Origin of the sequence: Haemophilus sp. HN_Hi08, from assembly GCF_049824455.1 — a bacterium.
GTDB lineage: Bacteria > Pseudomonadota > Gammaproteobacteria > Enterobacterales > Pasteurellaceae > Haemophilus > Haemophilus influenzae_D.
The window spans coordinates 1,149,146-1,173,392 of record NZ_CP187493.1; the positions used below are offsets into that span (position 1 = coordinate 1,149,146).

Below are 24,247 nucleotides of genomic sequence, written 5' to 3' on the forward strand. Positions count from 1 at the left end.
CCATATCTGTAAAAAAGACCGCACTTTAAAAGTGCGGTCAATCTTAAGTGAATTTTATATTAATTTTGATATTCCATAGTTCACTAAAAATCCACCAACCACTAGCCATAAATAAGTTAGTATTCCTAAAACAAACGGTTTTAATCCTGCCTTTTTGATTGCGCTTGCTTGCGTCGTTAAGCCAAGGGCAGCCATTGATGAAATTAATAAGAAAGAATCGATTTCAACTAATAAGTTTACGAGTTCTTTTGGTAATAAATCAAAAGAATTAAAAATCGCAACACCAATAAAAAGTACAGCAAACCAAGGAATTGTAATTTTGTGTGACGTATTTTCTGATACTCCATTACTACGTGTTAATAACCAAGAAAGCATTAATAAAAATGGTGCGAGCATCATCACTCGGATCATTTTGGAAATGACGGCAGTATTCGCCACGATAGGATCAATATTTTCCCCAATAGCATACACTTGAGCCACTTCGTGTACACTAGAACCAACATAAATACCGAATTGATGGGCGTTAATTAAATCTTGTGACCAAGTGTAGAAAAAGGGGTAAGTAAAAATAGCAAGCGTCCCGAAAATGACCACTACGGCAATCGCTACTGAAACTTTATGAGATTCTGCTTTGGTCACAGGCTCTGCCGCCATAACCGCTGCCGCACCACAAATACTACATCCAGCCCCAGTGAGATAAACTAATTGTTTATCCATTTTTAGATAACGAATGCCTAAAAGTGCGGTAAAAAAGAAGGTTGAAATTAGCATAATCGCATCAGTGACAACAGCATTTAATCCTACATCGGCAATATCGCCAAAAGTGAGGCGGAAACCATACAGCACAATGCCAGTGCGAAGAAGCGTGCCTTTGGCAAACAAAACGCCTTTTTCCACTTGTGTTGAAAATTGCGGATAAATGGTATTGCCGATTGCCATTCCCAGCAAGATGGCAATAATTAAAGCACTGATATGATAATGATGGGAAAAATCAGTGTTTCCTAAATAGTTAGCAAGTATAGCGATAATGGCAATAAATATAAGTCCGAAATAAAAGGGACGAGTGTTCATTTTTCCTTTCCTTAGTGAGTGTTTTTGTCTTTTACCCAAGCGGTTTCATCTAAAATTTTGCCAAAATAGCTTTCGACTAAGCGACGAGTAACATCAGTTTGTGGATCAGTAAAAAGATTTTGAGGGCTGCCATATTCAATCATTTTTCCGTCATCCATTACGATAATCGTATCTGCAATATGTTTAATTACACCGAGATCCTGTCCCACATAAATATAAGATATACCTAAACGTTGTTGTAAATCAAGGGTTAAATTAAGCAATTGAATACGTACAGAAGCATCTAAATTGCCAATTGCATCATCTATTATAATAATTTCTGGTGCTAAAATTAATGCGCGTGCTAGGGCAACTCGCTGCTTTTGGCTGATAGAGAGATGCTTAATATTGAGATTTGTGTAATCAGGATAAAGTCCAACGAGAGAGAGGGTTTCAAAGATTTTTTCATTACGTTGTGTCTCTGTCCAATCTGTTGCTAGGCTTAATGGTTCGTCTAATATTTGCCCAATATTTAAACGTGGGTTGAATGCAGAATTAGCATCTTGGAAAACCATACGAATATGTTTAGCTCTAGATTGTACATCCTGATATTGTAATTCTCGATCATTAAATAAAATTCGACCAGAAGTCGGCGGAATAATACCTGCTATCATTTTCACTAGGGTTGATTTACCAGAGCCATTATTGCCAATGATCGCTAGTGTTTGTTTGCGTTCAAGGGTAAAACTCACGCTATCCACTGCATTGAATTGACTTCGACCAAATAAACTGGCGTGACCTTTGAAAGTTTTAGTTAAATCTTCCACTTGTAGTAAGGGCATTATTCATTTCCTTTGCAATTAAGTATAAAAGGGGTGGCTGTTGTTTTTTCTTTAAAATTTTTTTCTCGTAAATTAATAGGATAATGACAAGAAAATTCGTGTTGTTTTATTTTCAATCGTCTTGGTTTTTCCATACATTTTTTTTGTGCAAAAGGGCATCTTGGGCCAAGACGACAGCCAATTGGCATTTGCTCTAAAATAGGAACGGTGCCTTCTAACGTACCCAATTTAGTTTTAAATCCTAAAGGTTGAGTAAAATCGGGTACAGCATTAATTAAGGCTTGGGTATAAGGATGATGGGGACTTTCGATTAATATTTCAGTCGGAGCGGATTCTGTATTTTGCCCACAATAAAGCACTGAAATTTGATCGCACCATTCACTAATACTTTTAATATCGTTACTCGTAAGTAAAATTGTTGTTCCCTGATTTTGGTTCATACTGGAAAGTAAACGAAAAACTTGTAGGGCAGTGGTTGATTCTAACGCATTTGTTGGTTCATCCGCGATTAATAAGCGTGGCTGATTAGCGACAGCCATTGCGATCATAACTTTTTGTCCTTCGCCTTCTGTCAGTTCGTTAGGATAGCTTGCCATAATATCACGATGATCTTTAATTCCTACGCGATGTAACAATTCAATAGCACGTCTTTTTTTCCACCCAAACCATTTCCACCATTTATTTTTAAATGTCCAATTAGGAATATTTTGGATGAGTTGTTTTCCTATTTTTCGACTTGGATCAAGGCAAGATAAGGGATTTTGGAAAATCATTGAAATTTCTTTGCCAACAATCTTACGTCGTTTATGAGGACTGAGTTTCAGTAATTCTACATCGTGAAAACGAAAGCGATCGGCAGTAATAATCCAATTTTCTTTGATTGCATTACAAATGACTTTAGCGATTAAACTTTTTCCTGAGCCTGATTCGCCAACTAATCCAGTGATTTCTCCTTCGTTAAGAGAAAGATTGACGCCATCTACAATTTTTATACGCCCATTGGAGGTTTGAATTTCAATATTGAGGTTACAAATGTCTAAAAGTGCCATAAGCTATTCTTGATGTTGATTGATGGCTTTAGTTAAGCCATTACTGAAAATAATACTTAATAAAATAGTAAAAATAATGGCGAAACCAGGTAAAAGTACTGTCCAAGGCGCAAGATAAAGTAGTTCCAAAGAGTCTTTTATCATTGCCCCCCATTCAGGTGTAGGTCGTTGTGCGCCAAGAGAAATAAAGCTTAATGCACTAATATCTAACACGGCTATAACAAAAGCATGAGCCACTTCTTGAATATAAATAACGGTAATATTCGGTAAAATAGTGCTTTTCAATAAGGCTTGATTGGAAATGCCTTCAAGTTTTAGCATTACAACATAATCTTTTTTTAATTCTTTTTGAATAGCGCGATATATGGTGTGAATGAAATAAGGCAAAATCGCTAATAGCGTAGCAAACATTGCATTCCATAAACTTGGTTCCATTAATGTTGAAATAACAACGGCAATTAATAGAATAGGTAACGATAAAAAAGCATCAAAAATATGCCCGACAAAACGAGCTTTAATACCTTTCAGTAGTCCTGCAATAATTCCTAGTGCGCCGCCTATTATTGCCACTGAAAAGACAACCAGTAAAGCAGAACCTAAGGTATAGCGAGTACCCATAATTAAACGACTTAATATGTCGCGACCTAAATCATCAGTACCAAAGAAAAAAGCAATTTTTCCTCTATCTACCCAAGATGGAGGCATTAATTCTTGCCCAATAAATTGTCGATTATCAGCATAAGGTGCAAGATAACTAGCAAAAAGTGCGGTAAAAATTAATGCGATTAATAAATAAAAGCTAAAAAGTGCGATGGTATTTTGACGAAAGCGTAACCAAATTTGAAAGATTGAGGTACTTTCGCGGAATTCATCAGGTTCTTTATTTTGCATACCAACCTTTCTTTTTAAATGGATCGAGTATAAAAGTGAATAGTTTAGTTAATGTATCAATTAAAATAATACATACACCAATAACAATTACACCTGCGGCAATGCTGTTGTAATCTTGTTCATTTACGGCATTAATTAACCAACGACCAATGCCTGGCCAGCCTAAAGCGGTTTCTACCAACATACATTGCGTTAATACTAATGTGAATACACGTGGTACTTGTGGAACAAGCAGGGGAAAAGTATTACGGAATACATATTGATGGAGAATTTTCCATTTTGACCAACCCCGTGTTGTCGCTACTTTAGAAAAATTTTGATTCAAAATATATTCTGCTCGTTGATGAATAATGCGGATAATTTCCATCGTTGGCAAAATACACAATACCAGCGTTGGTAAGGCTAAATGTTGTAATACATTTTGTACAATTTTTGTGCGATAAGGTACTTCCATAAACCATATATCAATGACAGGAAATCCTGTAATAGATTTAATTTCGTAAAGTAAATTATATTGCCCAATAGCGGCAATTTCCCAATGTGAGAGCGCGGCAACATACAGTAAAATGGGGGCTAACCAAAATATTGGAATAGATAGTCCTACATAAGATAGGCTTTGTAAACTTTTTGCAAAAACTTGTTCAGAATTGACCGCACTTATAATGCCAAGTGGCAAACCAAAAATAAATGCTAAAAATAATGTAATGAAACAAAGTTCTAATGTGGGAGGAAGAACCGTGAGAATAAGGTTCATTAATGATTTTCCACCGTTATAGGTAATGCCAAAATCACCTTGTAACAAGGTGCCTAAATAATGAAAATAGCCGATATAAATGTTTTGTGTAACAAGATTCGCATTAAGAGGATCTCGCAATAAAATGACAAAGCCTAATAGCGATAGTACGAGTAATAATAATGCCACCCACAGAATATGGCGAAGAGCCGACCATAACATTAGTGTTTCTCCTGAATAAAATGTAAGGTGGAAAAATCTAAGCTACCAAAAGGTGTTATTTTTACTCCTTTCACACGACTATTTGCGACTAAAATACGTTTTACATTGGCAATAGGAATAATGGGTAATTCACGTAAAACGAGTTCTTGGGCTTCATTATAGGCTTTTGCGCGTGAACTTAAATGTGAGGTGGTAATGGCGCGATCCATAAATTGATCAAATTCTTCATTACACCAATTAGATAAATTAGTGAGTTCATTTTTTGTTCCACAGCTTAAAATTGGACGCATAAAACCATCAGGATCAAGATTACCAGCTAACCAACCAGATAGAATCAAATCATAATTTTCTGATTGATTGCGTAATTGCGCCGTTAAAAATGGACGAGTTACGGCACGCACTTTAACTTTTACACCCGCTTGAGCTAAATCCCATTTTATCATTTCAGCCATTTTAAAAGGTGCAGGATTATAGACTTGTTCTTCATTAATTACCCATAAATTTAACAAAAGGTTTTTATCTGCTAATTTATTTTTGGCGATTTTGGGATGGTAATCAAACTCAAATTCTGGCGTATTGACAGTTGAAGCCCAAGACACTTCAGGAATAATGTTATTAGCAACAGTTGCTGTGTTATGGTAAATGCTATGAATGATTCGAGCTCGGTTTAAACTTTGTGAAATAGCAGCACGGATTTCGTGATCTCGCATTAATGGCTTATCAAAATTAAACGCTAAATAGGCTAAATTCATCCCATCAGTAGATTGCATATAATAATGTTTGTCATCATTTTTTAATAAGCCAATTTGGCTTACTTCAGGATAAGAAGCGATTTGACATTCGTGATTGAAAAATTTGACTAAACGCCCGCTTCGATCAGTAGAAAGATCCACAATAATATGTTCTATCTTAGCTTCTTTTTTCCAATAGTTTTCGTTACGCACTAAGCGAACATATTGATTATATACATAATCTTTTACTTGATACGGCCCTGTGCCTACTGGATGAGTATCTAATTGAGCAAGATTGTCATCTGCGCTTAATTGATAGGCATATTCTTGTGAAAAAATAATCGCATATTGGCTGGCAAGATGCGACAAAATGGAGGAATCAGGCTCAAATAATTCAATTTTTACTTGATAAGGCGAAAGTGCGGTCACAGATTTGATTTTTTCGTTAAGTTTAATGCTATCAAAATAAGGAAAACGCACTTTTCTTGCTTGTTCGTGAAACACTTTATATTGTGGATTACTATAGGTAACATTCGCCTTTGCTAAAGTTGGTAAATAAGTATTATGCCCTAATACACGATTAATCGAAAATACTACATCTTCAGCGTTAAAATCACGTGTTGGGGTAAACCAAGGGGTTTGGTGAAATTTTACGCCGTGACGTAAATTTAATACAATTTCTTTACCATCAGCTGAAATGGAATAAGATTGCGCCAGCATTGGTGTTAATGTTGCACTGTGATTTTTTATATCAAATAATTTGTTATAAATTTGCTCCGTAACCACATTCATACTGGTTCCTGCATCTGCAGTTTGCGGATTAAATGAAAAACCTGAAGCATGGGTGCAATAAGTTAAGCCATTTTCAGTTAAAAATGTTGGAATACTTGGCGCAGCTTGTAATTCTATATTTTGGCTTATGCAGAGCAGAAAAGATAAAAATCTCAGATTTAGACGTAACATAACAAATGCATTGTGATAAATTATGTGCCAAATTGTAAGGCATATTAGTAAAAATGGCTAGGATATTGAATGTTTAATCGGGTTCAAAAGGAAATCAATCAAATTATTAATCGTGGTTTTGACCGCACTTTGCGCTTGGCGGTAACAGGGTTAAGTCGAAGTGGAAAAACGGTGTTTATTACAAGTTTAATTAATCAACTTCTCTCTATTAATCAAAATTCGCCACAGCATTTGCCCTTGTTTGAAGCGGCTAGAAATGGTTCAATTTTGGCAGTCAAACGAGTATCCCAACAAGATCTCAGCGTGCCACGTTTTGATTATGAAAGTAATTTAAATGATTTGTCACAAAATCCGCCTCAATGGTTTCAGTCTACTCGTGGAGTGAGTGAAACGCGTTTAGCCATTCGTTTTCAACGTCAATCTGGCTTGCTACGTCATTTGAAAGAACGCAGTACGCTTTATCTGGATATTTTTGATTATCCAGGGGAATGGCTACTCGATTTGCCGTTGTTAAATCTAGATTTTCAACAATGGTCACAAGAACAAGTCAAGGCAACCACAGGTATTCGCGAAGAATTAGCGCGAAATTGGCTTGCTATGTTACAGGATTTGGATTTAAGTGCGGTCGCAAATGAAGATGTTTTAGCCAAGATTGCGAAAAGTTATACGGATTATTTACACCAATGCAAGTCGCAAGGCATGCAATTTATTCAGCCTGGGCGATTTGTGTTGCCAAGTGATTTAGAGGGCGCACCCGCATTACAATTTTTTCCATTAATTCATCTTTCAGAAGAACAGTGGCAAACCTTGAAAAAAACAGCCAAATCGAATAGCTATTTTGCCGTGCTGACAACACGTTATAATTATTATCGCAATAAAATTGTGAAAGGTTTTTACGAAAATTATTTTTCTAATTTTGATCGCCAAGTGATTTTGGCGGATTGTTTAACGCCTTTAAATCACAGCCAGCAAGCCTTTTTAGATATGCAAATGGGCTTAAATCAGTTATTTAATAATTTCCATTATGGCAGTAGAAATTTTCTTCATCGTTTGTTTTCCCCGAGAATTGATCGATTAATGTTTGTTGCGACGAAAGCGGATCATATTACTCGCGATCAAATGCCTAATTTAGTGAGTTTAATACGCCAAATTGTGCAAGAGGGCGGTCGCCATGTGGAATTTGAAGGAATTGATACGGAATATACCGCGATTGCGGCTGTTCGTACCACAAAGCAAGTGATTGTAAATCAGCAAGGAAAAGAAATTAAAGCGATTCAAGGGATTCGTTCTATTGATAAACAACCGATTACGCTTTATCCAGGAACGGTGCCGAGTAAATTACCAAGATCAGAATTCTGGCAAAAACAACCGCATTTTGATTTCGATAGTTTTGAACCTCAGCCTTTAGAACAAGGGGAGAGTATTCCTCATTTGAGAATGGATGCAGTTTTACAATTTTTATTAAGTGATCGATTTGAATAAAAAAGTGCGGAAAATTTTTCCGCACTTTTTTCATCGTTCTAGCCCGTATTACGCATTCCAGCTGCGATACCTGTAATGGTAATCATCAATGCTTGTTCCACATCGGGATTGACTTGCTCTGGATTTTCACGGAAACGATGAAGCAATTCCACTTGTAGTAGATTGAGAGGATCCGTGTAGATATTACGCAATGCGATTGAATCTGCAATCCAAGGTAAATCAGACATCAATTCACTTTGATGAGAAAGTGAAAGTACAGTTTGAATATCATCTTCAAGTTGCTTACGTAAATTTTCCCCTAAATACCAAAGTTCTTTTTTCACTAATCGTTGATCATATTGTTGGGAAAGCCAGGTATCTGATTTACTAAATACCATTTCCAACATTCCGATTCGCGTTGAAAAGAACGGCCAGTTTTCGCACATTTTATGAATAATATCGCCTTTGCCTTGTTCAATAATCTGGCGGATAGCTGCACTAGCCCCCAACCAAGCTGGCAGCATTAAACGGTTTTGCATCCACGCAAAAATCCAAGGGATGGCACGTAAACTTTCCACACCGCCATTTGGATTGCGTTTTGCTGGGCGAGATCCAAGCGGCAATTTGGACAGCTCCTGTTCTGGCGTTGCACTACGGAAATAAGGCACGAAATCTTTATCGCCACGCACCACACCACGATAAATATCGCAAGAAATCGTGGAAAGCTCGTCCATTATGTTACGCCATTCTGGTTTCGGTTCTGGTGGCGGTAACAGATTTGCTTCTAAAATAGCACTGGCGTAGAGATCAAAGGTTTCTACCGCTACAGCCGGTAAACCCAGTTTGAAGCGAATCATTTCGCCTTGTTCTGTTACACGTAAACCATTTTTTAGGGAACGAGGCGGTTGAGAAAGTAATGCCGCATGTGCTGGCGCACCGCCACGACCAATTGTGCCACCACGTCCGTGGAATAAAGTGAGTTCAATACCAAGTTTTTCCGTTAAATTCACTAAGGCTTCTTGTGCACGATATTGCGCCCAAGAGGCAGCCATCATTCCCGCATCTTTTGCCGAATCTGAATAACCAATCATTACCATTTGACGATTATTGATAACGCCACGATACCAACCCACATTGAAAAGTTGAGTCATGACTTTTTCAGCTGCATCTAGATCCTCCAAGGTTTCAAATAATGGCACAACAGGAATATGATATGGCACGCCCGCTTCTTTTAAGAGTAAATGAACGGCTAAAACATCAGAGGCACTGCGTGCCATCGAAATAACATAACAGGCTATTACACCTTGTTTTTGTTGAGCAATGACTTTGCAAGTATCTAAAATTTCTTGGGTTTCAGGCGATGGCGTCCAGTTTTGCGGAATTAATGGACGGCGTGAGCTTAATTCCCGAATTAAGAAAGCCTGTTTATCGTCTTCCGTCCATTGAGCGTAATCGCCCAAACCAATATAGCGCGTGATTTCAGCAATGGCATCGGTGTGACGAGTGCTTTCTTGGCGAATATCCATCTGAGAAAGTGTCACGCCAAAACAACTAATACGGTGCAAAATATCCAATAATGAACCATTTGCAATAATGCGCATACCGCATTGAATTAAAGATTGATAACAATCGTAAAGCGGTTCCCAAAGTTGATTATCTTCTAAAATAATTTCGCTTTCAGATACGCGCGGTGTGCGATCAGATAAGCGATCATCAAAATAAGCTAAGGTTGCTGTTAGCTGATGGCGTAAATTTTTTACTACGAAACGATAGGGTTCTAAATGGTTACCGTATTTAACACGAAATTCATCGCTACATCTCATCATTGAAAGTTCATCGGCTAATTTGCTGATGTCTTGTAAGAATAAATCTGCCGCTTTCCAACGGGCAAAATAAAGTACTTTTTTGGTGATTTGTGCGGTAACAAATGGGTTTCCATCTCGGTCGCCGCCCATCCAAGAGGAAATGCGTACGGGTTTTAATCCCACTGGCAAATCGTAACCTAAAAATTCACGGGCGGTTTCATTTAGTTGGCGTAAAAATTCTGGTACAGCTTGCCACAAACTGTTTTCCAACATTGCAAAGCCCCATTTTGCTTCATCAAATGGCGTTGGACGAACAGTACGAATTTCGTTGGTATGCCACGCTTCTGCGATTAAACGAAGTAATAGACGCTCAATAATATTGCGTTCTTTTTCCGTTAAATCATTATGCTCTAATTTGCTTAAACATTTATTGATTTCAATGTGTTTATGAATTAATGAACGACGTGTTGTTTCTGTTGGATGTGCGGTCAGAACAAGCTCAATTAATAATTTTTCGACGGTTTTATGCACCTCTTCCACTGAGGCATTTTGTTCTTTTAAACGTTTGAAAAGTTCGCTTAAGGATTGAGAAGAACTTTGTGCAAGAGAATGTTCACGGGAAATCGTTTGATATTGTTCAGCAATGTTTGTGAGGTTTAAAAATTGGCTGAAAGCACGTGCGACGGGAATAATATTTTCATTAGAAATACTGCCGAGCGTGTCGAGCAATGCTTGTCTTGCTTTATCATCGCCAGCACGAGAATTGCGAGAAAGTTTACGAATGTTTTCGATTAACTCGAGAATATCCTCGCCCTGTGCATCGTTGATTGTTTCTCCGAGAAAACGCCCTAACATACTAATGTTATTGCGCAGAGTGGCGTACTCTTGTGTCATAGGAACTCCTAAAAGTAAAAAATAAAATTTGTCAGTTGGCGGTAGATATAACTAAAAATAGGGTGGAGGGCAAATGCTATTCAGAGAAATTTTGAAAATAATCAAGAAAAGCTAAAAAATAGCTAAAAAAGAACCGCGCTTTTTAGGGATTGTTTAAAAAGTGCGGTCTATTTTTGTTAAGTTTATAAAATCGATTTAACGGATTTTCGAATGATAAGCTCAGGGGCTATATCAATACGACCATATTGTTGAACGCTTTCATCTTTGTGACTAATTCGTTCTAACAGAATATTTACTGCCTGTCTGCCTAAACGTAGTTTTGATTGATGAATGGTGGTTAATGGTGGTGCGTAGAAACGTGAGGCGTGAATATCATCATAGCCGATAATGGACATATCCTCTGGCACGCGTAAGTCTTTTTCTGTCAGAGCGGAAATTGCACCTAACGCCATCACATCGTTACAACAGAATAGGGCAGTTGGTAATTCCTCTTGAGTCAGTAAACGATTCATACATTCATAACCATCTTCAGGCTCAAATGCACCTTCTAGTACCCAAGACGGATTGATGGTTAATTTAGCTTCTTCCATTGCTTTTACAAAGCCTTCATAACGTGTTCTTGCGGTAGTTTTATTGAGTTCGCCGCAGATAATCCCGATTTTTTTATGACCGCACTCAATGAGGTGTTTGGTTGCTAAATATCCGCCATCAAAACTATGATCATCAATCACATCGGTATTAGCATTTGGGCCCCAATCCATTACAACCATTGGAATAGTGGAAAATGATGAAAGTAAATCCAATGAATCTTGCGTATATTCAGAACACATTACAAGCAAGCCATCAACCCGTTTTTTTGCCAACATTTCTAAATGATTTTTGACTTTTTCAGGATCATTTTGTGTGTTACATAAGAACAAAGAATAACCTTGTCGATAGCAATGTTCTTCAACAGAATGAATGATTTCGGCAAAATACGGTGCTTCACTGGTTGTCACAATCATGCCAATGGATTTAGTAGTATTGACTTTTAAACTGCGCGCTACAGCACTAGGGGAATAATTAAGTTGTTTAATTGCGGATAACACCGCTTCTTCCGTATCTTTTGCAACGAAACGGGTTTTATTAATTACGTGAGATACGGTTGTGGTGGACACACCAGCTATTTTTGCCACATCTTTAATTGTTGCCATATATTTAAATCCCTAAAAAATTTTTCCTATTATAAAGGTTTGTTGAGAATTTAGTCATCTTTATTGCAAATTTTTTATAAAAAGAAGTGATTTTTTCGTATTATTCTTGCTAGAATGTCTGCGTTATTTTTTATGAGGAGAACAAAATGAGCGATTTTGGTTATGCAATGATTATGGTTGTTTTTAGTATGTCTGTTGTCGTGGGGCTTGCACTTTCAATCTTTTAATCAAATCAACTTTTTATTATCACCGCAGTTTTGTTTCTACAAAGTGCGGTGATTTTTTTCGGTGTTTTGCTTGCCCGTTTAAAATATGGTAAAACTAACGCCGTTTTATTCACAACATATAGGAAGTTCTATGTCAAATTTACAAGCAATTATTGAAGCTGCATTTGAAAAACGTGCAGAAATTACACCAAAAACCGTTGATGCAGAAACGCGCGCGGCAATTGAAGAAGTAATCGAAGGGTTAGATTCTGGAAAATATCGTGTAGCCGAAAAAATTGATGGCGAATGGGTAACACATCAATGGTTAAAAAAAGCGGTTTTACTTTCATTCCGTATTAATGACAACCAAATCATTGATGGTGCAGAAACAAAATATTACGACAAAGTGGCATTAAAATTTGCGGATTACACCGAAGAGCGTTTTGCCGAAGAAGGTTTCCGTGTTGTGCCTTCTGCAACGGTGCGTAAAGGCGCATATATTTCTAAAAACTGCGTATTAATGCCATCTTATGTAAACATTGGTGCTTACGTTGGCGAAGGCACCATGGTGGATACTTGGGCGACAGTAGGCTCTTGTGCGCAAATTGGTAAAAATGTTCATTTATCTGGCGGTGTAGGTATCGGCGGCGTGTTAGAGCCATTACAAGCTAATCCAACCATTATCGGCGATAACTGCTTTATCGGCGCACGTTCAGAAGTGGTTGAAGGTGTTATTGTAGAAGATGGCTGTGTTATTTCAATGGGCGTATTCATCGGTCAATCAACTAAAATTTATGATCGTGAAACAGGCGAAATTCATTATGGTCGCGTACCAGCAGGTTCTGTGGTGGTGTCTGGTAGCCTTCCATCAAAATGTGGAAAATATAGCTTATACTGTGCTGTGATCGTGAAAAAAGTGGATGCGAAAACTTTAGGTAAAGTTGGCATCAATGAATTATTACGTTCTATTGAAGAATAGTAAAAAAATCATAAAAAAAGACCGCACTTTTAAAGTGCGGTCTGAAAATCAAAAGAAATTAAGCGGCGAATGGGTCGCGTAAAATCATGGTTTCTACACGATCAGGGCCTGTTGAAAGAATATCAATAGGTACACCAGTCACTTCTTCAATACGTTTAATATAGTTAATACAGTTTTGTGGCAATTTATTTACATCTGTGATGCGGAAAGTATTTTCTTTCCAACCGGGTAATGTTTCATAAATTGGTTCTACACCTTCCCAATCTTTTGCCGCTAACGGTGCATATTCAACGATTTCGCCATTTGGCATTTTGTAAGCAACGCAGATTTTTACTTCATCAAAACCATCTAACACGTCTAGTTTAGTCATACAGAAACCTGAAATGGAATTGAGTTGGATTGCACGGCGAATTGCAACGGCATCGAACCAACCACAACGACGTGGACGACCTGTTACCGCACCAAACTCGTTACCTTTACGTGCAATTTTAGCACCCACATCATCAAATAATTCCGTTGTGAATGGGCCACCGCCTACACGAGTACAGTAAGCCTTGATGATACCAAGTACATAATCAAGATTGCGTGGGCCAAATCCAGAACCTGTTGCAACGCCACCAGCCGTTGTATTTGAACTAGTGACATACGGATATGTACCGTGGTCGATATCTAACATTGTGCCTTGTGCGCCTTCAAATAAAATATGTTCGCCATTTTTGCGTGCGGTATCAAGAATTGTAGTGATGTCTGCCACCATTCCCGTAATTACATTGGCAATTGCCATTACATCATCTAAGGTTTTTTGATAATCGACAGGTTCAACTTTGTAGTAGTTCACTAATTGGAAATTATAGTATTCAAGGATATTTTTGAGTTTTTCGGCAAAAGCTTCTTTGTCGAACAAATCGCCTACGCGTAAACCACGACGAGCCACTTTATCTTCATAAGCTGGGCCAATACCACGACCCGTTGTACCTATAGCTTTTTTGCCAAGGGCTGCTTCACGGGCGTGATCCATAGCAACGTGATAAGGCAGAATCAAAGGACAAGCTTCTGAAATTAATAAACGTTCACGAACTTTAATACCTCGGCTTTCAAGTTCGCCCATTTCTTTCATTAATGCTTCAGGCGAAACCACAACGCCATTACCAATTAAGCAAGTTACGTTTGGATGTAACATACCAGATGGAATTAAACGTAATACGGTTTTTTCGCCATTGATGATAAGTGTGTGACCTGCGTTATGACCGCCTTGATAACGAACTACGTATTTTACGCGATCCGTCAAAAGATCAACGATTTTTCCTTTACCTTCATCGCCCCATTGTGCGCCTAAGATAACAACGCTTTTTCCCATAATTTCCGCCTTTTATTCGGTTAAATTAGTCAAATAAACAGTCGTTTACTTTACTCTTTTTCAACTTTAATCTCAATGATATAAAAGAAAAAGTGCGGTAATTTTTCACCGCACTTTAGGTTTAAACTTTATTCAAATAAGGATTTGTGTAATGAGCGTACAATTTCATCAGAATGTTCACTTTGTACTAACATACAAACATTGTTGGTACTTGCCCCATAACTAATCATTCGCACATTATAAGATTGAACAGTATCAAAAATACATTTTGCCACACCTGAAGTAATATGCAGGTCATTACCGATTAATGCAACTAATGATAATCCTGTATCGACTTTTACTGAACAGTATTGACGAAGTTCATCTAATAATTCGGTTGAAAGTAATTCCGCACCTGAAGATGCAGAACCTGTTTTATCTAATGTTAATGCAATGCTTACTTCTGAGGTGGTAATGGTATCCACTGAAATTTTGTGTTTAGCTAAAATGTTAAATACATTTGCTAAGAAACCTTGTGCGTGCAACATACTTAAGCTCGAAAGCGTGAGTAAAGTTTGATCTCGGCGTAATGCAATTGCACGGAAAGTTGGACGCGGTTGAGGATCACGAGTAACCCAAGTACCACACGCTTCAGGTGCTTTGCTTGAACCCACATAAACAGGGATATTGCTACGTACGGCAGGGAGCAATGTGGCTGGGTGTAGCACTTTAGCCCCAAAGGTTGCCATTTCAGCGGCTTCAGCAAAGCTCATTGTGTCGATGCGTTGTGCTGTCGGAACAATGCGTGGATCGGTTGTATAAATGCCTGCTACATCAGTCCAAATTAAAACGTCTTTTGCATTTAATACTTCGGCTAATAAAGCAGCAGAGTAGTCGCTACCGCCACGACCTAATGTGGTTGTTTTACCGCTTGGTTCACGTCCGATAAAACCTTGGGTAATAACTAATTCGCCGCGGTCTATTAATGGTTTTAAAATGCTATCGCTGTTTGATTGGGTTTGTTCATCATTTGGCGCAGCTTTACCAAAATGGTTATTGGTTGAAACAATTGTACGCACATCAACCCAAGTCGCAGATGCGTTTTGCTCACGTAAAATCTCAATAAAAATTTGAGTAGACATCATTTCGCCGTGACTGATAAGTTCATCGGTTAATGCGGGAGAGGTTGCAAGACTAGCTGCTTCAGAAAGTGCGGTAATATTTTCAAGATATTTTTCAATAATTGGACGGATACGGCTGTCGTCTTTTAATTCATTCAAAATATTCTCTTGAATTTGACGGATTTCGCCAATTAATTTTTCACGTTCTGTCGCTTTTACACCATTTGCTAAAGCCACTAATAAATTTGTTACACCAGCTGATGCAGAAAGCACGACTACGCGTGTATTTGGATCGGCAATGATAATTTTTGCACAAGCTGTCATTGCATCGTGGTTAGCAACGGATGTTCCGCCAAATTTGGCAACCGAGAGATGGGACATAAGATACTCCTAGATGTTGTGTTTTTTTAGAATAATAGGTATAGAAATAACGATTTCATTATTTTTTGTCAAATAAATTTTAATTAACAATAAATGAACGCATAAAAGAAAAAATAGGATTAGGAAAAATTGGTTGTTGAGAAAGACATATAAGTTGTATAAATGAATAAAAAATAAGTGATATGCTTCATTAATAAGCAAACAAACATAAAATTGCTTTTTTTGTAAAAAAGTATTTGACGAGGATCATCAAAATTAGCATAATACGCCCCGCAAAGCCGATATGGTTAAGCAAATTAAGTAATGGCTACATAGCTCAGTTGGTTAGAGCACAACACTCATAATGTTGGGGTCGCAAGTTCGAATCTCGCTGTAGCCACCAAATTTGCGGGACTGGCGAAATTGGTAGACGCACCAGATTTAGGTTCTGGCGCCGAGAGGTGTGTGGGTTCAAGTCCCTCGTCCCGCACCATTTATCGCTTTGTAATTCAAATAGTCGTTGGGGTATCGCCAAGCGGTAAGGCACTGGGTTTTGATCTCAGCATTCCTAGGTTCGAATCCTAGTACCCCAGCCATACTATCAAAAAAGTCTTCTTTATATCCAATCAAAGATTTATCTAATTGGGGTATCGCCAAGCGGTAAGGCACTGGGTTTTGATCTCAGCATTCCTAGGTTCGAATCCTAGTACCCCAGCCATATTTTTTAACTCCCATAGCACTAACAAAAGCTAGTTTTTTGTCTTATTTAAGGTTGTTTTTGCGATCCAGATCTCAAACAGGTTTATTTGTAATATAAAGTAATATTCTATTAATGCTATCTTGTTTTCCTGTTCATTTAGGAGAGCAATATGGAATTTTCTTTACAATACATCATTATTTTCATTTTTGTTATTTTATTTCTCATTGGCTTATTTTCATCTAAATCAAGATCAACTCGTCGTAATGCAAAGAAGAGTCGTCTTTATCTTTCGACAGAAAACAAAATTAATATTGTGAATAAAAATGATCATCTTGATGTCGTTATATTGAATAAGTATAAAAGAAAAGCTTTGATGAATAAGAGTGAATATCAACTTTTTCTTCGTTTAGAAAAGTTGTTGTCTAAAGATTATCAAGAGTTCCGTTTATTTACTCAGGTTTCAATGGGAGAGTTTTTAGAATCAATAGATAAAGAGGCCCATTTTGCGATAAATAGTAAACGAGTAGATTTTTTGATTGTGGATAAGAAAGGCTATGCCGTAATAGTAATTGAATATCAAGGGCAGGGACATTATCAGGATAATGCAGCGAAGCGTGATGCAGTGAAACGGGAGGCTTGTCGAAAGGCTGGGGTGATTTTTTTAGAATTTCAGCCGAACTATGGAAAAGCAGAATTAGAATTTGTTGTTGAAAACTTAAAACGTTATTTGATAAAAAATTAAAGTTTAGATATTTATTGAGAAACAATGAATATGTAAGGAAAAAGCTAAGATGAATGTCTTAGCTTTTTTGTTATTTTATTTAAATGTGTGAACTAGAATTATGCACGTTTGAAGTCAATGTGAACCAATTTTGGTTTGAATGGGTGACGTTGCATTGCTTGTACTTTAACTGCAACTTCTTTACCACCGATCACTAATGTAATCACTTCAGAATAGAAAGATTCGTGTGCTTGCGCGTTGTTTAATTCATCGTGGTTTAAGATGATTGAAACTGGTTCTTCACTGCCACCATAAACAATTGCAGGGATTTGACCATTGTTACGCAGGCGGCGGCTCGCACCCTTACCTTGCGCAGTACGAACTTCAGCGTTAAATTTAAATGCCATTTTTATGTTCTCTTGAAATTAAATGTTAAAAGAAAGAAAATCGCAGGCGACCCAGCAATTTTCCTAAAAACCGCTCAAAGACAAGCCTTGAGAGCGGTGGATTATAGAATATCCTTATTTTCAAATCAAACTTTTTTCTAGGCTTTTTGATTTAAAAAGATTAAAATGTGAACCAATTTTTTGTCACATCTATTAATAAAAAAGCAGGAACAAATGGAATTTTTGATTGGATTTTTTACTGAATATGGTTATTGGGCTGTTCTTTTTGTTTTAATTATTTGTGGATTTGGTGTACCTATTCCAGAAGATATAACATTAGTTTCAGGTGGTGTCATTGCGGGGCTTTATCCAGAAAATGTCAATTCTCATTTGATGTTGCTAGTTAGTATGATTGGTGTGCTTGTTGGCGATTCCTGTATGTATTGGCTTGGTCGAATTTATGGTACGAAAATTTTACGTTTCCGACCAATACGTAGAATTGTAACATTACAGCGTTTAAGAATGGTGCGTGAAAAATTCAGTCAATATGGAAATCGAGTACTGTTTGTTGCACGATTTTTACCCGGTTTACGCGCTCCAATTTATATGGTCTCAGGCATTACACGCCGTGTAAGTTATGTTCGTTTTGTTTTAATAGATTTCTGTGCTGCGATTATTTCTGTACCCATTTGGGTTTACCTTGGGGAATTAGGGGCTAAAAATTTAGATTGGCTACATGCACAAATTCAAAAAGGTCAAATAGTGATTTATATATTTTTTGGTTTACTTGTAGTATTCTTTTTTTGGAAATGGAAAAAATCTAAAAAATCAGTGCAATAATAGAATAATAAACGGCTAAAAACATTCCTATTTTTAGCCGCACTTTTTAATTTTCTTCTCTCTTTTCTTTAAATAAACCTGATTCGCCTTCAGAATAATCTCTTGGTTGTTCATTTTGAGATTTATCTGTTGCAGTAATCAACTGTTGGGTGAATAAACCTTTGTGATCTTTTTCGCCCAGTAAATTATTGGAGGAGGTTGCGTAGTGGTGATAAAGTTTTTGATAATCCTTAATTAAGGTTTTGAATAATTCAGCACTTTCTGCAAAATGTTTTTCGATTTGCGCTTTTTGTGTATCAAGTTGGGTTTTGACTGTTTTTAATTCAGCCTCTGTTTTAGCTTGATGTTTTACGGAACCTTTGGTTAAACGCACGGCAATGTAACCAATAAATAATCCAACAATAAAAGCGATACCAATCGCTACCCAAATTTCATTTGTCCAATTTTCCATAATGTTCTCCCATTAATGTGATTAAAAACTAGCAGGTTGCAATAACAACAATTTCAACTTTCCAACGAGGATCCGCTAATTTAGCTTCGACTGTCGCTCGACTTGGTGGGCTAACATGATCGACCCATTCATCCCAAGCTTGATTTAATTGTGCATAATCTTGCATATCTGCCAAGAAAATTTGCGCAGTTAAAATATTGCTTTTATTGGAGCCAATTTCTGCTAACAATTTATCAATTAATCCTAATACTTCTTTGGTTTGTTCGTAGGCATTTTGCTCGATGGTTAGTTCTGGAACTTGCCCTGCAAAATAGGCGAGGTTGTTATGAATTGAAACTTCACTTAAACGTGCATTGGGTAAAATGCGTTGAATTGTCATAGGATTCTCCTTTGGGGTATTTTCTTCTATTCTAAATAGCCTTTACTGCTTTGTAAAATCCTCTTTACTAAGCTAGAATACCCGACAGTTATTCTCAATTATTTAATTATTATGAAATTGCTTATTTCTAATCAGCACGGTGCTATTGTTATGGCATTGGTCCCTTTTATTTACGGTATGTTACTTGCTAATCCAGTATGGGCTCACTTATTTTTACTATTAGGATGGTTTTCGCTTTATTTGATGACTTATCCTTTTTTGAATTTATTTAAAGGTAAAAATCTTGAGTTATACAAAAAATGGTCTGTGATTTATTTTGCTGCCGCAGTGATTTTTGCGATCCCCGCGTTAATTTATAATTGGCAAGTACTGTATTTTATGTTTGCCATGCTGCCGTTTGTCGCGGTGAACATTTATTTCACTAAGAAAAAAGATGAGCGTAACTTATGGAATGATTTGGCTGGGATCTTAATTTTTGCTTTAGCTGGAATGGGATCCTATTACTTTTCTGACCGCACTTTTGATGAAAAAATACTTTGGGTGGCGATTTATCCAACATTATTTTTTATTGGAACAACGCTTTATGTGAAATCTATGATGCGTGAGCGAAAAAATCCACGTTATTTTTGGGCATCAGTGATTTTTCATTTATTATTTGTGCTGATTTTTGTGGTTTCTCAGCAGTTTATTTTAGCATTAGCTTTTGTCCCTGGATTAGTGCGAGCGGTTTATCTGCCCACTAAAAAGCTTTCTGTTATGCAAGTTGGATTAATAGAATTTGCGATTACAGCGGTCTTTTTTATTTTACTTTTAATAGCAACTTTATAAATGAAACTGAAGTTATTTTTTCATACAGTATTACTTTCTTGTAGTTTGCCTATTTTGGCGATGAAAACCGTTGATATTACAGCGAGTTCGAAAATGGATGATCAAGCAAGAATGAATTTGGCACAAGAGTTTGCCAATAAACAGCAATGGATCTCTGTTTTCGATATTATGTATCCGATGGCGTTGGAAGGAAATATAACGGCTCAAAGCAATCTTGGTATGTTATATAATCTCGGGCGTGGCACAGCGAGAGATTATGAAAAGGCTTATTGGTGGTTTAGCGAAGCCGCAGAGAAGGGCAGCGTGAAAGGGCTAAATAATCTTGGCGTTATGTATCTGCGTGGCGATTACGTCAAACAAAATACAGAGCAGGCCATTAAGCTTTTTGAACGTACTGCTCGGGCTAAAGATACGGATGCGATGATGATGTTAAGTAATATTTATCGCTCACAAAACCAACCTAAAAAATCCTTAGAATGGTTGAAAAAAGCTGCTGAATTAGGTAATCAGGAAGCAAAACAGCGTTTATCTAGCCAGCCATAATCTAAAAGTGCGGTTATTTTAATCGCACAAATTTCACGCCACTATGTTGCAATAGTAATTTCATTGGATCTTCATCATTCGAGACTGTTTTCTCACGTAATTCCATTAATTTCATCCGCAAATGGGCGAGTTCGTGAATCCTTGTCGCCACCTCTTTAATGTGTTTGTCTAACACGCGATTAATTTCTTCTGCTTGCTGTTTTGAAGCATTTTCTAAATTCAGTAGGCTTTTTATTTCATTTAATGAAATATCTAAATTTCGGCAGTTACAAATAAATGATAAACGTTGCAAATGTTCTTCATTATATTGGCGAAAATTGCCTGAAGTGCGTTTTGGGGGTGGGATTAAACCTTGTTGTTCATAATAACGAATGGTTTCTATGGTACAGCCTAGGGCTTTAGCAAGTGCTCCAATTTTCATCAATTTCCTTAAAAAATGACTTGATTCTAAAGTTACTTCATATTTTATCATACGCCTAGATTTTCTTAAACAAACAAGGAGTATCCAAAATGGAATTAAAAAAAATCGCAGTGGGATTAACCGCACTTTTAGGTATGTCTGTTGCTAACGCACACAATGTTTGGCTTGAGCCTGCTTCATCACAAGATGAATACGTAGTGAAATTTGGACATGAACAAACTGAAACTTATCCAGAATCTAAACTTAAATCTATCCAAGCCTTAAATGCGCAAGGAAAATTAACTGCCGTTGATTACCAATTCAGAAATGGCGAAGCCTATCTTATGCCTAAATCTGATTTAGTATTCGTTCATTTCGATAATGGTGTATGGTCAAAATTACCAAGCGGTAAATACGTTGAAAAAACAAAACGTGAAGAACCAACAGCAGAATTTAGTACCAACCCTGTTAAATTTGGTAAAGCGATTTTGAAATGGGATGCTGAATCTTTCAAATCTCATCAACAAGCTTACGAATTGATTCCTCAAGAAAAAGCACAAGCGAACAAACCACTTTCTATCCTTGTTTTACATAACGGTAAACCCGTTCAAGGCATAAAAGTGGGCGTGAGTGAAGATGCACCGTTCAATTTAACCAATGAAAAAGGTATCGCTCAATTTACGCCAACTAAAGGCTTCAACAAAGTATGGGCAGAGTTTGAGGAAAAAGTAACAAATAATGCGGATTACGATCGTCGCTCTGTGGAATATATGCTAACTTTTGACGCGCAATAATATGGATTTGGGATGAAAAAAATTGTTTTTTTAACCGCACTTTTTGCGGCTTGCTATCTCCCGAATACTTATGCCCATGCGCTTTATGTGTTTGCCCAATATGATGGGCAAACACTCTCTGGCAAATCCTATTATTCTGATATGACCCCTGCAGCTGAAACTTATTTAGAAGTTTTCCGCTCGGGTGTTTCAGATCCTGTTTTAACTGGAAAAACAGACCGCCAAGGCGCATTTAAGCTTTCTATTGCTGATGTGCCACATACAACCTTAAAAGTTGTGGTGGAAGGCGATGAAGGACACCGTGCGTCAGTGGTTGCCGCTCATACATCTGCCGAAAATCAAAGCGGTGCAGATTTAATGCTGCTTCGTGAAGATATTGCGCATTTAAAAGATAAAATTTATTTACATGATATTTTAGGCGGAATAGGTTATATCGTTGGTATTGCTGGACTTATTGCTTTACGTAATGCGCGTAAAATTAAACAAGGACGTATTTAATGCATTTATCTGAAGGCGTGTTACATACGCCTATTTTATTAGCTGGCACAGTGCTTGCTGTTGTGGGCATTGCTGTGGGGTTGCGTCGTTTAGAATCAGAACGTTTACCCCTTACCGCACTTTTTGCGGCTGCATTTTTTGTGGCTGGAACCATTCATGTCCCCGTAGGAATTGGTAGTGTGCATTTAATTTTAAATGGTATGGCTGGTTTATTCCTTGGGTGGGCTGTTTTTCCTGCGTTTCTTATCGCACTTTTATTGCAAGTCATCTTCTTTTCTTTTGGCGGATTTGCAGTGTTAGGCGTCAATCTATGCGTGATGGCAACGCCTGCAGTGATTGCTCATTATCTTTTCCGTTCTCGTTTACAACCGCACATAGCTTTAAAAGATCGCTTATTCGTCGGTATTGGAGCTGGCGTAATTGGCGTTGGCGGGGCAGGCGCACTTGCTTCTTTTGTGCTGATGTTAGATGGTGGAAAAAGTTATCTGAATCTTGTTTGGCTCTTGCTAGTCTCTCATATTCCGGTATTTATTTTGGATAGTATTATCAGCGTAGGAGTGATTACCTTGCTTGGTAAAATGTATCCTGAAGTCATGAATCGTACCGAGAATGTCTCTTAATGAAAATTCATCGCTTATTTCAACCGCACTTTAGGTTGATTTATCTATTTATCTGGGGGCTAATCATCAGTGGATTGAGTGATCTCACTTGGCTTATCTCCCTTAATGTGCTTGCAGTTTCTCTCTTTTTTATTTCACTGCTGTTCAGTCAAAAATCTTTTTTGCCCTATCTTAAACGTTGGTTTGCTTTAGTTATTTTTATTGCTTTAATGTGGGCGACATTAAGTTGGCAAATTGGCGAAAATGGCATTGAACTCAATTTTCAAGGTATAGAATTAGCAGAAAAATTGAGTTTACGGACTCATTTATTGCTGATTTCTCTTTGGCTCTTTTTGTGGAATATTAATGATGCGGTGCTTGTTCAAGCCATTGGCAAATTGCCTTTGCCAGAAAAATTAATTCAACTTTTTGTGCTGACTGTACGTTACATTGCACTGCTTGGCGAATTGCGTCAAAAAATGGATATTGCTATGCGAGCTCGTGGATTTCGTCCTGGGCTTAATCGCCGAACCCTTTATGTGACCGCTCAAAGTGTCGCTTTATTATTGATTCATGCCCTATTAAAAGCCGAAACGGCGCAAATGGCTTTAAAATGTCGTGGTTTTCAGTTTGGCAAAAAGAGAGAAAAATAAATGTTAGCTGTAAATAATCTTTATATAGAACGCAATGGTAGAGCGATTATTCAAGATTTAAGTTTTACCTTGGAAGGTCAAAAACGTCTTTTCGTCCAAGGGGAAATTGGCTCAGGAAAAACCACTTTACTGCTTGCTTTGTTGGGATTTGTTCCAGTAACCAAGGGGGAAATTAAACTATTTGGCAAAGTTTGTCGTAAAGAAAAAGATTTTGCGCCATTTCGTGGCACGATTGGTATTTGTTTTCAAAATGCGGATGATCAACTTTTTGGCCCAACAGTATTGGATGATATTGCCTTCGGGCCATTAAACCAAAATGTGTCTGGAGAGCAGGCGTATCATATCGCAGAGCAGCAATTAGAACGTCTTGGCATTACACGTTTAAAAGATCGTATGGTACATACCTTATCTGGTGGTGAGAAAAATTTTACCGCACTTGCAGGTGTCTTAGCGATGCAGCCAAAAATCTTATTATTAGATGAACCCACCAATGGATTAGATCGAAAAAACACTGAAAAATTGACCGCACTTTTGCGAGAACTTTCCCTACCCATTTTGATTTCATCCCATCATCATGGATTTATTAACGAATTAGCCACAGAAATTATTAGTTTATGAT

General features: G+C 37.4%; 25 protein-coding genes and 4 tRNA genes. 15 read left to right on the plus strand and 14 right to left on the minus strand.

Features of this window, described 5'->3' with window-relative positions:
- Window positions 1-54: 54 nt before the first annotated feature.
- From ACPT8O_RS05635 to ACPT8O_RS05660, 6 genes are read right to left on the minus strand one after another with little or no spacing between them, the layout of a single operon-like run.
- Entirely contained in the window at window positions 55-1,071 is a 1,017-nt protein-coding gene (locus ACPT8O_RS05635) for a YeiH family protein (RefSeq protein WP_021035347.1), read from the minus strand.
- 11 nt (window positions 1,072-1,082) lie between these two features.
- Window positions 1,083-1,892 carry an ATP-binding cassette domain-containing protein gene (locus ACPT8O_RS05640; protein ID WP_021035346.1) on the minus strand — a complete coding sequence of 270 codons (810 nt, stop codon included), beginning with the start codon at window positions 1,890-1,892 and terminating at the stop codon, window positions 1,083-1,085.
- On the minus strand, window positions 1,892-2,941 hold the full coding sequence (locus ACPT8O_RS05645; RefSeq protein ID WP_005657080.1) for an oligopeptide/dipeptide ABC transporter ATP-binding protein: 1,050 nt from the start codon (window positions 2,939-2,941) through the stop codon (window positions 1,892-1,894). The genes ACPT8O_RS05640 and ACPT8O_RS05645 overlap by 1 nt, the downstream gene beginning before the upstream one ends.
- Before the next feature lie 3 nt (window positions 2,942-2,944).
- A complete protein-coding gene (locus tag ACPT8O_RS05650) occupies window positions 2,945-3,832 on the minus strand; it encodes an ABC transporter permease subunit (RefSeq protein WP_021035345.1) in 888 nt (295 codons plus the stop codon).
- Window positions 3,822-4,787 (minus strand): ABC transporter permease, encoded by a 966-nt coding sequence (locus ACPT8O_RS05655; RefSeq protein WP_021035344.1) that lies wholly within the window; start codon window positions 4,785-4,787, stop codon window positions 3,822-3,824. Before ACPT8O_RS05655 ends, ACPT8O_RS05650 begins: the two co-directional genes overlap by 11 nt.
- Complete coding sequence (locus tag ACPT8O_RS05660) at window positions 4,787-6,481, minus strand: ABC transporter substrate-binding protein (protein WP_021035343.1); 1,695 nt, start codon at window positions 6,479-6,481, stop codon at window positions 4,787-4,789. The genes ACPT8O_RS05655 and ACPT8O_RS05660 overlap by 1 nt, the downstream gene beginning before the upstream one ends.
- Before the next feature lie 69 nt (window positions 6,482-6,550).
- Here ACPT8O_RS05660 and ACPT8O_RS05665 point away from each other — a divergent pair, with 69 nt between their 5' ends.
- Window positions 6,551-7,963, plus strand: coding sequence for a YcjX family protein (locus tag ACPT8O_RS05665; RefSeq protein WP_021035342.1), 1,413 nt, complete (start codon window positions 6,551-6,553; stop codon window positions 7,961-7,963).
- A 38-nt stretch (window positions 7,964-8,001) separates the two neighbouring features.
- Here the strand turns inward: ACPT8O_RS05665 and ppc are convergent, their stop codons facing one another.
- Together ppc and purR are read right to left on the minus strand one after the other, a co-directional pair.
- A complete protein-coding gene (gene ppc / locus ACPT8O_RS05670; RefSeq protein ID WP_041175348.1) occupies window positions 8,002-10,641 on the minus strand; it encodes a phosphoenolpyruvate carboxylase in 2,640 nt (879 codons plus the stop codon).
- A gap of 182 nt (window positions 10,642-10,823) precedes the next feature.
- Window positions 10,824-11,834, minus strand: coding sequence for an HTH-type transcriptional repressor PurR (gene purR, locus ACPT8O_RS05675; protein WP_021035340.1), 1,011 nt, complete (start codon window positions 11,832-11,834; stop codon window positions 10,824-10,826).
- A gap of 357 nt (window positions 11,835-12,191) precedes the next feature.
- Here purR and dapD point away from each other — a divergent pair, with 357 nt between their 5' ends.
- Window positions 12,192-13,019 carry a 2,3,4,5-tetrahydropyridine-2,6-dicarboxylate N-succinyltransferase gene (gene dapD / locus ACPT8O_RS05680; protein WP_021035339.1) on the plus strand — a complete coding sequence of 276 codons (828 nt, stop codon included), beginning with the start codon at window positions 12,192-12,194 and terminating at the stop codon, window positions 13,017-13,019.
- 58 nt (window positions 13,020-13,077) lie between these two features.
- Here dapD and purA read toward each other — a convergent pair whose 3' ends face one another.
- Both purA and lysC read right to left on the minus strand, forming a co-directional pair.
- Complete coding sequence (gene purA / locus ACPT8O_RS05685) at window positions 13,078-14,376, minus strand: adenylosuccinate synthase (protein WP_021035338.1); 1,299 nt, start codon at window positions 14,374-14,376, stop codon at window positions 13,078-13,080.
- 128 nt (window positions 14,377-14,504) lie between these two features.
- Window positions 14,505-15,857: a lysine-sensitive aspartokinase 3 gene (gene lysC, locus ACPT8O_RS05690; RefSeq protein WP_021035337.1), complete on the minus strand. Its 1,353-nt coding sequence runs from the start codon at window positions 15,855-15,857 to the stop codon at window positions 14,505-14,507.
- A 305-nt stretch (window positions 15,858-16,162) separates the two neighbouring features.
- Here lysC and ACPT8O_RS05695 point away from each other — a divergent pair.
- The 5 genes from ACPT8O_RS05695 (at window position 16,163) to ACPT8O_RS05715 (ending at window position 17,278) form a co-directional block, all read left to right on the plus strand.
- A tRNA-Met gene (locus tag ACPT8O_RS05695) sits at window positions 16,163-16,239 on the plus strand.
- Window positions 16,240-16,244: 5 nt separating this feature from the next.
- Window positions 16,245-16,329, plus strand: a tRNA-Leu gene (locus ACPT8O_RS05700).
- Between the two features lie 28 nt (window positions 16,330-16,357).
- Window positions 16,358-16,432, plus strand: a tRNA-Gln gene (locus tag ACPT8O_RS05705).
- A 47-nt stretch (window positions 16,433-16,479) separates the two neighbouring features.
- Window positions 16,480-16,554 (plus strand) — tRNA-Gln (locus ACPT8O_RS05710).
- 151 nt (window positions 16,555-16,705) lie between these two features.
- Window positions 16,706-17,278, plus strand: coding sequence for a DUF2726 domain-containing protein (locus ACPT8O_RS05715; protein WP_021035336.1), 573 nt, complete (start codon window positions 16,706-16,708; stop codon window positions 17,276-17,278).
- Between the two features lie 98 nt (window positions 17,279-17,376).
- On the opposite strand, the gene rplY is transcribed toward ACPT8O_RS05715, so the two are convergent.
- Window positions 17,377-17,664 carry a 50S ribosomal protein L25 gene (rplY, locus tag ACPT8O_RS05720; protein ID WP_005660520.1) on the minus strand — a complete coding sequence of 96 codons (288 nt, stop codon included), beginning with the start codon at window positions 17,662-17,664 and terminating at the stop codon, window positions 17,377-17,379.
- A gap of 213 nt (window positions 17,665-17,877) precedes the next feature.
- On the opposite strand from rplY, the gene ACPT8O_RS05725 reads away from it, so the two are divergent.
- Window positions 17,878-18,483, plus strand: coding sequence for a DedA family protein (locus ACPT8O_RS05725; protein WP_021035334.1), 606 nt, complete (start codon window positions 17,878-17,880; stop codon window positions 18,481-18,483).
- Window positions 18,484-18,529: 46 nt separating this feature from the next.
- Here the strand turns inward: ACPT8O_RS05725 and ACPT8O_RS05730 are convergent, their stop codons facing one another.
- Together ACPT8O_RS05730 and ACPT8O_RS05735 are read right to left on the minus strand one after the other, a co-directional pair.
- Window positions 18,530-18,934 (minus strand): YhcB family protein, encoded by a 405-nt coding sequence (locus tag ACPT8O_RS05730; protein ID WP_021035333.1) that lies wholly within the window; start codon window positions 18,932-18,934, stop codon window positions 18,530-18,532.
- Between the two features lie 28 nt (window positions 18,935-18,962).
- Window positions 18,963-19,313: a RidA family protein gene (locus ACPT8O_RS05735; RefSeq protein ID WP_005660525.1), complete on the minus strand. Its 351-nt coding sequence runs from the start codon at window positions 19,311-19,313 to the stop codon at window positions 18,963-18,965.
- 111 nt (window positions 19,314-19,424) lie between these two features.
- Here ACPT8O_RS05735 and ACPT8O_RS05740 point away from each other — a divergent pair, with 111 nt between their 5' ends.
- Both ACPT8O_RS05740 and ACPT8O_RS05745 read left to right on the plus strand, forming a co-directional pair.
- Window positions 19,425-20,141 carry a YwiC-like family protein gene (locus ACPT8O_RS05740; RefSeq protein WP_021035332.1) on the plus strand — a complete coding sequence of 239 codons (717 nt, stop codon included), beginning with the start codon at window positions 19,425-19,427 and terminating at the stop codon, window positions 20,139-20,141.
- Window positions 20,142-20,684 carry a tetratricopeptide repeat protein gene (locus ACPT8O_RS05745; protein ID WP_021035331.1) on the plus strand — a complete coding sequence of 181 codons (543 nt, stop codon included), beginning with the start codon at window positions 20,142-20,144 and terminating at the stop codon, window positions 20,682-20,684.
- Window positions 20,685-20,697: 13 nt separating this feature from the next.
- Here ACPT8O_RS05745 and ACPT8O_RS05750 read toward each other — a convergent pair whose 3' ends face one another.
- On the minus strand, window positions 20,698-21,105 hold the full coding sequence (locus ACPT8O_RS05750; RefSeq protein ID WP_021035330.1) for a Cd(II)/Pb(II)-responsive transcriptional regulator: 408 nt from the start codon (window positions 21,103-21,105) through the stop codon (window positions 20,698-20,700).
- Window positions 21,106-21,194: 89 nt separating this feature from the next.
- Between ACPT8O_RS05750 and ACPT8O_RS05755 the strand changes: the two genes are divergently transcribed.
- The 5 genes from ACPT8O_RS05755 to ACPT8O_RS05775 are packed head-to-tail and all read left to right on the plus strand — an operon-like array spanning window position 21,195 to window position 24,246.
- A complete protein-coding gene (locus tag ACPT8O_RS05755) occupies window positions 21,195-21,878 on the plus strand; it encodes a DUF4198 domain-containing protein (RefSeq protein WP_021035329.1) in 684 nt (227 codons plus the stop codon).
- A gap of 12 nt (window positions 21,879-21,890) precedes the next feature.
- Window positions 21,891-22,376: a hypothetical protein gene (locus ACPT8O_RS05760; protein WP_021035328.1), complete on the plus strand. Its 486-nt coding sequence runs from the start codon at window positions 21,891-21,893 to the stop codon at window positions 22,374-22,376.
- On the plus strand, window positions 22,376-22,996 hold the full coding sequence (cbiM, locus tag ACPT8O_RS05765) for a cobalt transporter CbiM (protein WP_021035327.1): 621 nt from the start codon (window positions 22,376-22,378) through the stop codon (window positions 22,994-22,996). The genes ACPT8O_RS05760 and cbiM overlap by 1 nt, the downstream gene beginning before the upstream one ends.
- On the plus strand, window positions 22,996-23,628 hold the full coding sequence (locus ACPT8O_RS05770) for an energy-coupling factor transporter transmembrane component T family protein (RefSeq protein WP_021035326.1): 633 nt from the start codon (window positions 22,996-22,998) through the stop codon (window positions 23,626-23,628). Before cbiM ends, ACPT8O_RS05770 begins: the two co-directional genes overlap by 1 nt.
- Window positions 23,629-24,246: an energy-coupling factor ABC transporter ATP-binding protein gene (locus ACPT8O_RS05775; RefSeq protein ID WP_021035325.1), complete on the plus strand. Its 618-nt coding sequence runs from the start codon at window positions 23,629-23,631 to the stop codon at window positions 24,244-24,246.
- Window position 24,247: the final 1 nt, after the last annotated feature.